Source organism: Thermacetogenium phaeum DSM 12270 (genome assembly GCF_000305935.1).
Classification (GTDB): domain Bacteria; phylum Bacillota; class DSM-12270; order Thermacetogeniales; family Thermacetogeniaceae; genus Thermacetogenium; species Thermacetogenium phaeum.
Genome location: NC_018870.1, coordinates 743,446 through 757,486 on the forward strand (window position 1 = coordinate 743,446; position 14,041 = coordinate 757,486).

Annotated in this window: 17 protein-coding genes and 1 other RNA gene; all 18 read left to right on the forward strand. The window is 55.6% G+C overall.

Translation table 11 applies throughout. From position 1 onward, the window contains the following. The first annotated feature begins 188 nt into the window (after window positions 1-188). Window positions 189-659, forward strand: a complete 471-nt coding sequence (gene smpB / locus TPH_RS03615; protein WP_015049864.1) for an SsrA-binding protein SmpB — start codon at window positions 189-191, stop codon at window positions 657-659. 121 nt (window positions 660-780) lie between these two features. Continuing rightward, window positions 781-1,131, forward strand: a transfer-messenger RNA (tmRNA) gene (ssrA, locus tag TPH_RS14660). A 260-nt stretch (window positions 1,132-1,391) separates the two neighbouring features. After that, entirely contained in the window at window positions 1,392-1,919 is a 528-nt protein-coding gene (locus tag TPH_RS03620) for a hypothetical protein (protein ID WP_012281382.1), read from the forward strand. 1 nt (window position 1,920) lies between these two features. Then, window positions 1,921-2,520, forward strand: a complete 600-nt coding sequence (locus TPH_RS03625; protein ID WP_015049865.1) for a DUF1281 family ferredoxin-like fold protein — start codon at window positions 1,921-1,923, stop codon at window positions 2,518-2,520. Window positions 2,521-2,621: 101 nt separating this feature from the next. Then, complete coding sequence (locus TPH_RS03630; RefSeq protein ID WP_012281380.1) at window positions 2,622-2,822, forward strand: hypothetical protein; 201 nt, start codon at window positions 2,622-2,624, stop codon at window positions 2,820-2,822. Window positions 2,823-2,829: 7 nt separating this feature from the next. Continuing rightward, complete coding sequence (locus tag TPH_RS03635; RefSeq protein ID WP_015049866.1) at window positions 2,830-3,765, forward strand: DNA adenine methylase; 936 nt, start codon at window positions 2,830-2,832, stop codon at window positions 3,763-3,765. Window positions 3,766-3,836: 71 nt separating this feature from the next. Then, window positions 3,837-4,259, forward strand: coding sequence for a hypothetical protein (locus tag TPH_RS03640; RefSeq protein ID WP_012281378.1), 423 nt, complete (start codon window positions 3,837-3,839; stop codon window positions 4,257-4,259). After that, entirely contained in the window at window positions 4,249-4,533 is a 285-nt protein-coding gene (locus TPH_RS03645; protein ID WP_012281377.1) for a midas domain-containing protein, read from the forward strand. The genes TPH_RS03640 and TPH_RS03645 overlap by 11 nt, the downstream gene beginning before the upstream one ends. Window positions 4,534-4,545: 12 nt before the next feature. Beyond that, window positions 4,546-5,130, forward strand: a complete 585-nt coding sequence (locus TPH_RS03650) for a hypothetical protein (RefSeq protein ID WP_015049867.1) — start codon at window positions 4,546-4,548, stop codon at window positions 5,128-5,130. A 103-nt stretch (window positions 5,131-5,233) separates the two neighbouring features. Beyond that, complete coding sequence (locus TPH_RS03655; RefSeq protein ID WP_012281375.1) at window positions 5,234-9,817, forward strand: S-layer homology domain-containing protein; 4,584 nt, start codon at window positions 5,234-5,236, stop codon at window positions 9,815-9,817. 35 nt (window positions 9,818-9,852) lie between these two features. Further along, window positions 9,853-10,413 carry a YodL domain-containing protein gene (locus TPH_RS03660; protein ID WP_012281374.1) on the forward strand — a complete coding sequence of 187 codons (561 nt, stop codon included), beginning with the start codon at window positions 9,853-9,855 and terminating at the stop codon, window positions 10,411-10,413. A 65-nt stretch (window positions 10,414-10,478) separates the two neighbouring features. Then, window positions 10,479-10,865 (forward strand): SpoVG family protein, encoded by a 387-nt coding sequence (locus TPH_RS03665; protein ID WP_012281373.1) that lies wholly within the window; start codon window positions 10,479-10,481, stop codon window positions 10,863-10,865. A gap of 47 nt (window positions 10,866-10,912) precedes the next feature. After that, on the forward strand, window positions 10,913-11,131 hold the full coding sequence (locus TPH_RS03670; RefSeq protein WP_012281372.1) for a hypothetical protein: 219 nt from the start codon (window positions 10,913-10,915) through the stop codon (window positions 11,129-11,131). A gap of 41 nt (window positions 11,132-11,172) precedes the next feature. Further along, the gene (locus tag TPH_RS03675; RefSeq protein ID WP_012281371.1) at window positions 11,173-11,553 is read left to right on the forward strand and encodes a hypothetical protein; all 381 of its coding nucleotides are present in this window, start codon (window positions 11,173-11,175) and stop codon (window positions 11,551-11,553) included. Window positions 11,554-11,665: 112 nt separating this feature from the next. Then, entirely contained in the window at window positions 11,666-11,896 is a 231-nt protein-coding gene (locus tag TPH_RS03680) for a DUF6133 family protein (RefSeq protein WP_012281370.1), read from the forward strand. Continuing rightward, complete coding sequence (locus TPH_RS03685) at window positions 11,886-12,347, forward strand: prepilin peptidase (protein WP_012281369.1); 462 nt, start codon at window positions 11,886-11,888, stop codon at window positions 12,345-12,347. Before TPH_RS03680 ends, TPH_RS03685 begins: the two co-directional genes overlap by 11 nt. Continuing rightward, window positions 12,344-13,156, forward strand: a complete 813-nt coding sequence (cpaB, locus tag TPH_RS03690; protein ID WP_012281368.1) for a Flp pilus assembly protein CpaB — start codon at window positions 12,344-12,346, stop codon at window positions 13,154-13,156. The genes TPH_RS03685 and cpaB overlap by 4 nt, the downstream gene beginning before the upstream one ends. 68 nt (window positions 13,157-13,224) lie before the next feature. Beyond that, entirely contained in the window at window positions 13,225-13,974 is a 750-nt protein-coding gene (locus tag TPH_RS03695; RefSeq protein ID WP_236608818.1) for an AAA family ATPase, read from the forward strand. Window positions 13,975-14,041 lie beyond the last annotated feature (67 nt).

The following is a 14,041-nucleotide window of genomic DNA, read 5'->3' on the forward strand; positions in this document are numbered from 1 at the left end:
TCTAGAAGAGGTAGGGGCAAGTTAATGATATAATCGAAGGTGCGGCGGCTTCTTCGGCGACGGGGTGTTCGTTTCCATGTCTCTCTTGCCCTGCCCGAACGGTTCGGACGGTTGGGTATGATTTGGGGCGGCAGCCGCTGCGATGAGCGTCGGTTTTCTCAGGAAAAGCATTGGCAGCGAGGTTGATGATGGTGAAGGAACGGGTGAAAGTCGTGGCCGAAAACAGGAAAGCCCGCCATGACTATTTTATAGAGGAAACCTATGAGGCGGGGATCGTCCTGGTGGGTACGGAGGTGAAATCGATCCGTGCCGGCAAGGTGAGCCTGCGGGACAGTTATGCCGAGGTGCTGAACGGGGAGGTTTTTCTCCAACAGATGCACATCAGCCCCTACGAGAAGGGTAACCGCTTTAACCACGACCCCAAACGGCCGCGCAAGCTTCTGCTGCACAAGCGGGAAATCAAGCGGCTGCTGGGTCGAACCATGCAGAAGGGCTACACCCTGATCCCCTTACGCCTTTATTTTAAAAACGGCTGGGTGAAGGTGGAGCTTGCCTTGGGGCGGGGCAAGAAGCTTTATGATAAGAGGGAGGATATCGCCAGGCGGGATGCTCAGAGAGAGATTGCCAGGGCATTGAGCGACCGCCAACGCTACCGGTGAACAGTTCCTGCTGTCGGCCTGCTCCGCAAAAGAGCAGGCATCTTGTAAAAATCAGGGGGTGTGTTATAATAAAGGTGGCAGAATCCCGTACCGGCAGGTACGGAGGAAGAAGATGTCGATTGGGGGCGTACTGGTTTCGACGGGGGAATTAGGAGCAAAGGTAGCGAGCCGGGGTTCCACCCGCCCGTAAAACGGTGGAAGAAAAATAACTGCCAACAACGAATACGCTCTGGCTGCTTAATTAAGCGGCCCGTCCACCCGGCCTCGCCTGCGGGCCGGTGATGGGCGTCACCCAGCAGGCTCACCCGCCGGGTCCCGGGCCCCGGGGGAGCGGCGGGAAACCTCACGGGGCTAGCCCGAAGAAAGCCTGCCGGCGGGCGTTCTGAGGGCGAAAGGAAAACACCGGCTGCGCTCGGAGAAACCTTTGTAGCCGTTCTTTCGGACAGGGGTTCGACTCCCCTCGCCTCCACCATCTTTTTAGGTAAATAAAGATGCCATGCGGCTAAACCCGCATGGCATAAGGCTTTTATGGAGGTAAAGACTCCCATTTTTTACACTTCAAAATCAGAGATGACATTGGGCTTTTTTGGCAATCTGGAGAGAATTGAACCCTCGTATACAGCTGAATAAGGATTTTCAATAAAATGAGCGGATGTGTTTTCAAATGAAAATGCATCCGCTTTTTTTGTGCCCTTTTTTAGATAAAAAATTTAAACGATTGGAGGAAATCAAATGTCAAACATCAAGCAAACCGTCAAGTTTTTCAGTCCACTGTCGATTACAACATACCCTTCTCATGAATACGGCGAGTGCGGCGCAGGTGATCTGCCTGAAGAATTATCTCCATCAGAGGCGGTGTATTACATGGATGAAATCCTTTCCGCTATCGAAAAAGAAAAGCTGCCCAGCGAAGGTGACCGTGGTCTGATGGTTTACTTCTACGATGACCAGGCACTATCTGAAAAAATCTATAGCCTCCACCCGACAGTTGAAGAATGGAACGGCAAGCTGTGGGGCGTAATGGTGGCAGAGGTTTATGGTGAGCTGACCGAAGCGGAAACAGACAAACTGCTCGATTTTGCCGTTGGTCAAATGTCTGACGGCTGGGGCGAGGGGTTCGAGCAGCGTCCCATCAAAACGGATGACGGTGAAATCTTCGTCAGCTTCTGGAACAGTGATCATTTCTTCATCAAACCGGAGCGGGAACTGAAACAGGAAAACGAACAAAACTTCAGCGAACAGACGATGGGAGGAATGTAACATGCCCAATCATATCACAAACATACTTACCGCATATGGTGATAAGGAAAAGGTCAGGGCAATGTTTGAAGCCATTAAGAACGATGAGATTGGAGCCGGCAGCATTGATTTCAATAAAATTGTACCGATGCCGGAACATATCTACAGGGGGAACCTGGGCAGGGAGGAGATTGAAAAGTACGGTGCTGAAAACTGCTGGTATGACTGGAGCATAAAAAACTGGGGAACGAAATGGAATAGCTATGGCTATGACGAACATACCGCAGACAATTTTGACGGCTGCACAGTAAAATTCTTAACCGCATGGAGCAGCGTTAGCGATCTGATGAAAAAGCTGTCCTCTATGTTTCCGGATATCCGTTTCGACTACAAATGGGCGGACGAGGACTTTGGGCATAACACCGGCAAGGCAGAGTATAAAAGCGGCAAAACCTTAAGCTGTTATATCCCGGCGGGCGGTTCTGCCGAAGCCCTTGAACTGGCGGCAAGCATACTCGATATAGACCTTGCCGAAGCAGGATATATCTACAATGAAAGCACCGGCGAATATGAATATGTGGAAGATGAGCCGGATGAAATTCCTAAGATGGGCGGTGTGTAGAAAGACATGCCGTCTATACATATATCGATAAGGCAAATGAGCATAAGGCGCTACCTGAAAAGGCGGCGTCTTATTTTGTTGCCGGAAAGGAGACTAAAACCTTGGACACAGATGTAAAACCACAACAGAAAAAAGAAAACAGCGACCACGGGCCGCCAAGAAAAATCTATACCGTCCCCCTTCCCAAAGACTTAAACCGGTGCAAAGGCTGTCCTTATCCCGGCGTCGGTTTTATCTGCTGGGACACGGACGGAACCTGCCTGCGCACCGAGATGGACCGGGCCGGCAGGCCGGGGAGGTGATGGATGATTGAACAGCATCATCAGTTGGGTCGGCGGGAAAAAGGCCTTGCGATCCCTTATCTACCAGCGGATGCCCAAGGAGTTTGGACGGTACGTTGAGGTCTTCGGCGGCGGTGGCTGGGTGCTGTTCGGAAAGCCGCCCGGTGCCGACATGGAGGTCTACAACGACTTCAACGCCGACCTTGCCAACCTGTTCCGCTGCGTCAAGGAGCGCCCTTTCGCCCTGCTCAAGGAGTTGAACTTCCTGCCCTTAAACGGCAGGGACGAATTCAACGTCCTGAAAAAATATCTTGAAAAGGAGGAATTCACCAGCGAATACCTGCGGGAGGAACTGGAGCTGGCCCAGCAAAACTTGAGCGGGCCGCAGTTCGAGGAAATCAAGGCCATCCTCATGGAGAACGCCGTCATGAATGACGTCAAGCGGGCCGCAGCTTTCTTCAAGCTCATCCGCTACAGCTACGGCAGCGGCTGCACTTCCTATGGCTGCCAGCCCTTCGACATCCGCAAAACCTTCCACCTCATCTGGTCGGGGAGCCGCAGGCTCAAAGACACGGTGATCGAGAACAAGGACTTCGAGGCGTTGATCCGTCAGTACGACAGGGACAACGCCTTTTTTTATTGTGACCCGCCGTACTTCGAAACAGAAGGTCACTACGCAGTGGAATTCCGCAGGGAGGATCACGCGCGGCTGCGGGACACGCTGGCCGGCTGCCAGGGCAAATGGCTGGTGTCCTACAACGACTGCGAATACATCCGGGAACTGTACAAGGACTATCAAATCGAAGCCGTCAGCCGCATCAACAACCTGGCCCAAAGATATGATAACGGCTGTGAATTCCCCGAAGTCCTCATCTCCAACTACGACACCTCGGAGCGCATGCGGGACATCCCCACGCAGATAGGATTGTTTGATCTGATGGACGACTTATACGACACGGAATAGCGGTCTGAAAAAGACCATGCGAAAAAAATTGAATACGCCCCAGTGATGGGGCGCCAAGGAGGAAACAGTTTATGAAAATGATTGAAATGCAAAGCATTGTGGACGGACAGGGCCAGCTCACTGTCCCCGCCCAGTTCCTGAAGGACATGGGACTGGTCCCCGGCGACACGGTGAAGCTCGCTTACATCAACAGTTCCACAGATTCCATCCACAACACCTATAAAGAATTTGTCTTGACACCGCACGGCGTCGCCGCTCTCAAGGACGATGAGGACGCGGAACTCACCTTGCCCCATGAACTGCTGGAGGCGGCGGAGATTCCCTTGGACAGCGACCTGGAGATCGTCTGCGCCAGGGGCACGGTCGTTATTTTGCAGGCCGATCTGCTGGATAGCCTGCCCGATGAGCTGCGGGAGCTGTTCGATGATCTCGGCATCCATCCCGACACCGTCCGGGAAGTCATGAGAAGCGGAGGTGTTTCGGATGGCCGGTAAAGGTATTTACAAGGTGCTGGACGACAAAGGCCGCGTCCTGATCCCCAGGCAGCTCCGCGCCGCCGCAGGGATGCAGCACGGCGACATTATAAAGCTGGCGGTGCAAAAAGGGGTCGTCACCGCCCAAAAGGTTGACCTCATCGAGGTGGGCGACCAGTCCCCGCAGGCGGTGGAGGCGTATGTGTTCTCCGCCGTCAAGACCATGGAAAAGCAAACCCTCCTCTCCCTCGCGGCGCGGCTCATTTCCCTCCTTGAAGAAAACAGCAAAGAGTAAGGAGGCTTTCACATGACGGTTAAAAACGCATTCACCCAGGAGGACTGCATCGAAACCGGGTATGCCATGTACATCGCGGGCAAGGTCGTCGTATTGAAGCCGTCCTCCCTGCCGCCGGAGCGCTGGGACGGCGCGCATCAACTGTACTTTTGCGAAGGTGGCAACGGCAGCAACCCCAACCCCATTGACCGTTCCATCTTCACGGTTTCCCTGGCCGACGGCGAGCGTGCGCGGTGGAACCGCGGCGACGTCCTTGGCATCCTGAAGCCGGAGCTTTTGCCCGACTCCGCCAGGCTGCACCTTTCGCAAATCCGGCCAAGAGGCGTTCTCGACCCGCGGGAGCATGAGCCGAGGTACAGCGGGTACAGCTTTCTGCCGGACGGCAGATACGCCTCGGGCGTGTGGCTCTGCAGCGAAAAGGAGGTCAAGGACTACATCGAGATGCAAAAGGAGTACCAGCACCGGGTAATGATCTGCGACCGCGACGGCTTCTGTGTGTTCGAGATGGTGCGGGGCGAGGTCATCTATCCATTACCGGAAACCATCGAGGCATTCCGCAAAGAGCAAGCGCGGGGCGGCATGAGCATGAACCTGTAAAGACGATGGAGTGTTGCAAGCATGGAACGGAGCCGGGGGACCCGAAGCGAGACCACGGCTTTTTGAATCCATAAAAAAACGAACAGAAAGGATTGAAAACCACATGAAACAGAAAGGCAGGAGAATCTGCGTCCTTGCCCTTGTTCTGTCCTTGCTGCTCTGCGGCAGCGCATACGCCGCGGCGGTCCTGTTCCCCGACATCAAGGGACATTGGGCGGAACAGACCATCATCGAGCTTGCGGAAAAAGGCGTGATCAAGGGCTACCCTGACGGAACGGTCAGGCCGGACGCCACCATCACCAGAGGTGAATTTATCGCCCTGCTGGCCAGGAATCACAAGGTGGACACGGCAGCAGCAGGGAGAGAGCCGCCCACCTTTGACGACATTGCCGGCCACTGGTCGGAGAAAAACATCGAGGCCCTTGTAGACCGGGGCATCCTCGACCCGGCGGATTATGGCGGCGGCTTAAAACCCGATGAACCGATTACCCGCATTGAAATCATCCGAATGCTGGTGCGGGCAATCGGCAAAGGGGAAGAAGCAAAACAGACCACGGACAACACCGGCTTTGCGGACGACAAGTCCATCAAAAGCTCCGACAAAGGCTATGTCAACATCGCAATCCGGTACGATCTGGTCAAAGGCTATCCCGACAACACCATCCGTCCGGAGGGCAAAACCACAAGAGCCGAAGCCTTTACATTGCTTGTGCGGCAGGATGAAGTACTGGAAAAAATCAGAAAAAAGGCAGAAAAGGAGGGCGAAAAGAAACCGCCCTCCGGCAGTTCGGGCGGAGGCTCCGCCAGTTATCCCAGGGCACAGGTTGCATTTGAACTGCCTGCCGCGGCGCACACCGATACAAGCATCACCGTAACGCCTGTCCTTAAATACGCCAAGACGCTCGCTTGGTCGCTCGCAAAAGAAGCCGCGGACGGCAGCGCGCAGCCCCTTGACCTTGCGGAAGCCGTGTCCGGTTCCCTGGATAAAGAGGGCGGCACCATTGTATTCAAGGAAAGCGGCAGCTATACATTGACCGCCTCCGCCACCAATTACGATGGCAAAACGACAAGCTGCTCACAGCATATCACGGTCTATCCGGTGGTGGGCATAGCCTTTGAGCTGCCGCAGCACACCCACACGGATAAAACAGTTTCTATCGAGGTGGCCACCACCGGGCTTGGAAATCTCGACATCGTGTGGTCAGCCACCAAAGACGGCGAGGCTGTGGCATGGGACACGGCTATCGACGGCGACCTCTCCAACGAAGGCGGTACAATCACCTTCAAGGAAAAAGGCGGCTATGGCATCACAGCCACCGTCACCGACGATACGGGGCGCAGCTTTAGCCATTCCTCCTCCATCACGGTCTATCCCGTGGCAAGCGTAGACTTCGAACTCCCCGAAAAAGCGCACACCGATACAACCATTGACCTCATCACAACCCTGTCTGAAATGGACGGCCTCTCTATCAATTGGGGTCTCACCCGAAACGGCGAGGTAGTAGCCATCGGCGATTACCTTGAGGGAGAATTGACGAACGCCGGCGGCGCAATCCGGTTCAAAGAAAAAGGTGTGTACGCTTTAACCGCAACGGTTACCGATGCCACCGGCAGAGAGTATGCAGCCACGTCGGAAACCACGGTGTATCCTGTTGGGGTAGCCGGTTTCTATCTGCCGGAAATAACCCACACGGACAAGGTTGTGACTGTAAAAGCCAGCTTTGAAAACATCGACGCCGCCACAGCGGTCTGGACGCTGACCAGGAACGGCGCACCGGTCACCCTTGGCGACTACGTTGAGGGAACATTGACCAGCAACGGCGGCAGCATCCGATTCAAGGATAAGGGCGAATATATCCTGGCCGCCGCCTTTACCGATCCGGCAGGCAGAACCTACGGCTACTCCTTGCCGGTCACCGTTTATCCCGTTCCAAGCCTTTCGTTTCAGCTTCCGGCCACAGCGCACACCGACAGTGATATCAAGGTAGATACCACATCCGCCGAGCTGGATGGACTGACGGTAGAGTGGCTGGTGGACAACACCTACGGCTTCCAGGATTGGGCCACCTATGTGGACGGCAAATTAGACAATGATGGGGGCACAATCCGCTTCAAGCACGCCGGTGTTTACGAGCTGGTAGCCAGAACGACAGACGCCGCCGGGCGGGTGTTCCTCTTTGAAAACGGGAGCAAGACCGAGGTGCATCCTGTGCTGAACATCCGGTTCAGCTTGCCGGAGGCAACCTATCCCGACCGGACAATCGACTTAAGGACCAGCGGCAATATAGGCGTCCTGCCGGTAGAATGGAGCGTATCCAAGGATGGAATAGCCGTACCCTTTGACGCCTGTGTGGAAGGCGCCCTCAACGCGCAGGGAGGAAAAATCCGTTTTACCCAAGCGGGTCAATATACCCTGACCGCTTCAATGACCGACGCCCTTGGCAGAACCTTCTCCTATACGGATTCTGTCGCGGTCTATCCCATACCTGAAATCCAGTTGGCATTGCCGCAGACCGCGTATGTGGGAGAAGCCGCCGCGGCGGCCGTCAGCGGAAGCGACTTGAAAAACCTCGCCGCCGCCTGGACCATATCGGCAAGCGGCGGCGACAGCAAGCCTTACACGGACTATGCCAGCGGAGATCTGTCCAATCTGGGCGGAAGCGTTACCTTTAAAACGAAGGGCGACTATGTGCTGACCGTCACTATGACGGACGAACTTGGCAGAGCCTTCTCCCAAAGCAAAGCCATTACCGTCTACCCCATACCGGAAATACAGCTAACGCTGCCGCAGGTTGGCTACGCGGGAGAAACCACTTCGGTGTCCGTGAGCGGAAATGATCTTGAAAACCTAAATGCTTCATGGACAATCTCAAAAGACGGCGGTGAGGCTAAAGCTTACACCGATTACGCTGGCGGCAGCCTGACCAACGAGGGCGGCAGCATTACCTTTAAAGCCAAAGGCAGTTATCTCCTCACTGTCACCATGACCGACACCCTGGGAAGGAGCTTTGCAAGAAGCGAGGCAATCACCATCTATCCCATACCGGAAATCCAGTTAAATCTCCCGCAGGTTGGCTATGTGGGAGAAGCGGCCTCCGTGTCGGTAAGCGGAAGCGAGCTTGACAACCTTACCGCCTCATGGTCTATTTCCAAAGACGGCGGCGACAGCAAACCGTACGCCGAGTACGCCGGCGGCAGCCTTTCCAACGTGGGCGGCAATATTGCCTTTAAAGCAAAAGGCGGCTATGTGCTGACTGTTACCCTGACCGACGCCCTGGGCAGAACCTTCTCCCAGAGCAAAGCCGTTGCCGTTTATCCCATACCCGACATGCAAATCAGCCTGCCGCAGCTGACATACAGCGGAGAAGCCCTTCCGGTCACAGTTTCGGGCAATGAACTGGCCGGACTTAACATGGTCTGGCGCATCTCGATAGACGGAGGCGCGTTGGCGCCTTACACCCAGTACGCCGCCGGAACCCTCGGCAATAGCGGTGGAGAGGTGCGGATCAGCACGGACAAGACCATCACGGTAAAGTTTACGGCTGTCACCAATGATGAAAACGGCCGCAGCTTTACGTTTGCTTCCAACACCGCGGCTATAAAACCTATTGCGCAAATCCCATTTAGTATTCCATCCTCCGTTCATGTCGGCACAAGCTTCACTGTTGCGATGGGGAACGTTTCCGGCCTGGAGGGCAAGAGCATCACATGGTCGCTGACCAAGAACGGCGGTGCGGCAAGCTATACCGGAACCCTCACCAACGGCGGGGGCGGCATATCCATCGGCGCCACCGGAACCTACACCCTGATGGCCAGCGTCACCAATGATGTGGGTAGGACGTTCACGCACTCCGAAAACATCACCGTCACCAACACCGCCCCGAACAAGCCGACCGCCAGCGCAACGGTGACTAGAACAGCCAAAGACGGGAAGCTGCTTGTCAACTTTGCCGTATCCGCCACCGACCCCGACGGGGACGCGGTGACCTATGAATACTCCGGCCAGAGCGCGGACGGCTACTACGCGGTTGGCTCTTACACCGTCAAGGTCAGGGCAAAGGACACCTATGGCCTGTATTCCGACTGGACGACAATCAGCTTTACCGTTGCCAACTCGGAGCCAAACACGCCGGTCATCACAAGGACGCCGGATGGAAACAGCGTACCGCCCGGCACGCCCGTCACCATCACCGCGTCTTCCACGGACCCGGATGGAGACGCCATCACCTACGTGTGGGAGGGCAGACCGGCTCAAACATCCACATATCCGCTGGGTAAAAATACTGTCCGTGTGAAAGCGGTGGACGCCGTCGGGGCGGAATCCCCCTGGACGGCCATCGTATTCTTTGTGGCCGATTCCACCAATGGCGGCGGCATGACCCTGACGGGTCCCGAATCCGTCATCCTGGAGGAAGGCATTGAGGGCGCGACCATCATCGAGTACACCTTCACAGTTCCCCCGGTCAGCGGCCACAGCGGAAGCGATTATGGCCGGGTGCGCGGCTACAACAAGAATACCCGCCAATGGGATCAACTGGACTACCAGACGACCACCAACGGCATCACCTTCAGTCGGACGCTGGCTCCAGGTGTCTATACCCAGTTGGAGTTCTACTACTATACCAACCATACCTGCATGTACAACAAGTCCAACATCACCTATTCGGTTAAGTATTACTTTGAATAGTGTGAACAGCGCGTTGATGAAAGGAGGGATCTCCAATGAACGGCGTCAGCATCAAAAACCACCGCGTCCTCTTCTACGGCAACACCGCGGGATACATCGAAAACGGCAGGGCAATCGTCGACCCCATGTTTCACTGCGAGGAATTAAAGGATTATCTCACAATGAAGCAGGGCCTGGAAATTGAGTGGACAAACGGCGTGTACGACCGGCTGGCCGGCGGCGGGCTTGATCCGGACGGCAACGCTCCGGTCCTGAAAAACTGCCGCATCCACCAGCTCAAGCCGGAAGTGGATGTCATGATGAAATTCATCGGCTACGATGAGCTGCTGGAGCGCTTCGGCGAGCCGAATCCGGACAACTACCGTGTAGTTTACGACGGTCAGATTGAAACCAATGACCTCGACGCCATCTATGAAAAATTCAACCTTGACCATCCGCCCGGCTATCAGGGCCATAGCCTTTCCATGTCGGACGTCATCGAGCTGTACGACCAAAACGGCAGCTCCTTCCACTACGTCGACCGCTTCGGCTTTAAGGAGATTGCGTTCCAGTCTCCCGAACAGGAGCAGCAATATGGCCAGACCATGGCCCTATAGCAAAGAGACAGCCGCGCGGCTGTCTCTTTGCGTCCAAAAACCAAACAGACAGGAGGGAAAATATTATGAAGAAAACGGAAAACACCCAGGTCGCCCCTTTGGAAAGCGCGGAGCAGCCCCTGCCCATGAAAGTGGATGTGAAGATCGGCTCCATCCGTCCGGAGGGCGCCATCCGCGCCATAGCCTCGGTCAACCTGAACGACTGCTTTGCCATCCGCAACGTTAAAATCATGGACGGCGGCAAGGGCCTGTTCGTGGCCATGCCCAGCTACAAGGCGGAGAACGGGGAATACAAGGACATCTGTTTTCCCGTGACCAAGGAATTCAGGCAGCAGCTCAACGACGCGGTCATCCTTGCCTATCAGCAGGCACTGAGCATGAGCCGGAACCAGACCCAGGGCGACCCCTCTTTCGCTTCTCCGGAGCAGACCCCCGGAATGCGGATGGGGTAAGCAAAGCAAGATCATGCCCCAATTATAGATTTACGGAGATGATGCCCATGAGCGAAGAAAAAAGCCTGTTATCCAAAGACGCCAACACCGGTCAAACCTCTTACCCGCGGCCTTCCGACGCAAAACTCCCGGAAAACTATACGATGCGCGACGGATTTTTAATCAAGGGCGGCACGCTTGTGTCCCTTGTAACTTCCGGAATTGTTGAGGCCGCGGCACGGGGCTTTCTCCATGTGGACGAAACGGAGGAATACAGAACCGGATAAAAATTTCACAGGTCGCATCCAGACACCGGAATGAATCACCGGTGTTTTTTTATTGCCTGCGCGGGGAGGTGGTAATTACGGAAGAATTGGAACTTGACCTGATCAGGGTTGTCCGCGATTCCAATCCTCTTTTCAAGTATCAACTGATTTACAAGGCCGGAAACGCCACGGGCATGGTGGGAGTGTACAGCTTTGATGAAGACTGGTACTACCTGTATAAAGAGGACAACGACAGGTACAAGGTAAAGAGGCGCAAAGACCTTGAAGGCATTCCGCCCGCCTTTACCTATAAACTGCCGCGAAGAAAGCAGAAAGAAAAACCGGCCGAACAAAAGCCCCCTGAGCAAAAAATTGCGGACGGGCCGTCTGTTTTGGAAGAAGCGCCGGAACAGGATTTCGGCATGCGGATGGGCGGCATGTAGAACCTGCCCGTTTTTCCTGTGGAAGATGTGCACGATACGGATTCACACGATGCAAATCCCCGCCATAGCGCGGAAATCTCAACGAAAATATGAATTTTGGAGGTAAATTGCCATGAGAAAAATTGCAACCAAGGTAAAGGATCAAATCACCGGCAAAGCATTGTTGGCAAAGGCTTTGCTGCGGTCTGAACGCGGTGAGAATTTTGTCGATTCGGCCATCCGCATATTAATCGCCGTGGTTATCGGCGCTCTTTTGTTGGCCGGACTGTATACCTTGTTCGGCGACACGGTGCTGCCCACCCTCAAACAGCGCATTCAGGAGATGTTCAACTATGGGGGCTGATTTCAGCGGTCTGGGTAATCCGCTATTTCTGCTCAAGGGCGGCATTTTTATCGTCCTGCTTTTGACCGCGTCCCTCATTGATGTCAGAAAGAGGATCATCCCCGACGCCATCTGCCTGGCAATCGCCCTGACGGGCTTTATCTGTTTTACGCCGGTGAAGCTGCTGGGCTGCCTTTCCGCCCTGCCGCTCCTGATTGCCGCCCTTGTTTGGGGCGGCATGGGCGGCGGCGACATCAAGCTGATGGCGGCGGCGGGCTTTGTCCTCGGCTTCAGGGGAGGTATGGCGGCCATGGTCATGGGACTTGCCGCCATGCTTCTTTTTTATGCCGGTTGCTTTATGGTGCAAAGGCTGCGCAAGAGGGACTGCCCCAGGGCGTTCCCCCTCGCGCCCTTTCTGTCCGCCGGCTGTATAGCCGCGTATTTCATATTCCAAGGAGGAATCACACTATGAGCTTTTTAAGAAACAGGACCGTTCTCGGCGTGATCTGCATCGCGCTGTCGCTTTTCATCTGCTTTGCGGTCACTCCGCTTTTCAATTCCGGCATTTCAAAAAAGACGGACATCGTCCGCGTCGCCAGGGACATCAAAGCCGGGGAGCAAATCACCAGGGACATGGTGAAAACCGTGGAGGTCGGCAGCTACAACCTGCCCGACAACGTGGTCAGAAGCCTTGACGCCGCCCTGGGCAAATATGCGGCGGCGGACATGGCGCCGGGCGACTATATCTTAAACACCAAGCTGACCGACTCGCCCGCGGCGGAAAACGCCTACCTGTACAATCTCACCGGGGAAAAGCAAGCCATGTCGGTCACCATCAAGAGCTTCAGCAACGGCCTGTCCGGCAAGCTGATCTCCGGCGACATCGTCTCGGTCATCGCGCCGGATTACAGGAAGATGGGAGCCACCGTCATTCCCCCGGAGCTGAAATATGTGGAGGTCATCGGCGTCACCGCCAGCAGCGGCTACGACACCGACACCAGCCATGGGTTGAAAAAAGAGGACGAAAAGCAGCTTCCGGCCACCGTCACCCTGCTGGTGTCTCCGGAGCAGTCCACCATCCTCGCCGGGCTGGAGGCGGACGGAAAGCTGCACCTGTCCCTGGTGTACCGGGGGAGCAAGGAAAATGCCGCGAAGTTTATCGAAGCCCAGGACAAGGCGCTTAAAACCCTGTATCCCGCTCCGGCGGGGGACGCAACGAAAGAAAACACCGGGGCCGCTCCGCCGACAGATAAATCCTCAACGGAAAGCGAGGGCGAATAACCATGCTCAACTTTATGAAAGGAAGTCTTTTTTCCAGAGACACCGGCAACCAGCCGGAGGGTCCGGCGGTGGAAAAGGATACGCAGGTGCTGGCCGTGTGGGGCAGCCCCGGATCGGGGAAAACAACCGTCAGCGTCAAGCTGGCCAAGCACCTGGCGGACAAAAAGCGCAATGTGGCGCTGCTCCTGTGCGATATGACCGCCCCCATGCTGCCCTGCGTCTGCCCGCCCTCCGACCTGGAATGCGAGAAGTCCCTGGGCAGCATCCTGGCGGCTGCCCATGTGACGGACACCCTCGTCAAACAGAACTGCGTCACCCACAAACGGTATCGCCATCTGCTCCTGATCGGCATGCTCAAGGGGGAGAATGTGTTCACCTATCCTCCCTATAGTGCCGAATTGGCAACAGAGCTGATCGACCATCTGCGGAATATCGCGCCCTATGTCATCATTGACTGCGGCAGCGCCATCGCAACAGATATCCTCTCCGCCGTTGCCTTGATGGAAGCAGACTCGGTGCTGCGGCTGGTGAACTGCGACCTGAAATCCGTCAGCTACCTGTCGAGCCAGCTTCCCCTTTTGCGGGACAACAAATGGGACGCCGACAAGCAGTACAGGGTGGCCAGCAACGTAAAGCCCCATGAGGCCAGCGAACACATCGAGCAGGTGCTGGGCAACGTGGCGTTCAAAATACCCCACTCCGGCGAGCTGGAGAGCCAGGCCCTGGCCGGGGATCTGTTCCGGGACCTGACGCTCAAGGAAAGCCGCGGTTTCCGCAAAGAGATTGAAAAAATCAGCAGGGAGGTGTTCGGCGTATGAGCAAAAAGCACCGGCAAAAAGGCCGTGAAAACCCGCAAATAAAGAATCCGGGCGCTCCCCTGGCGGA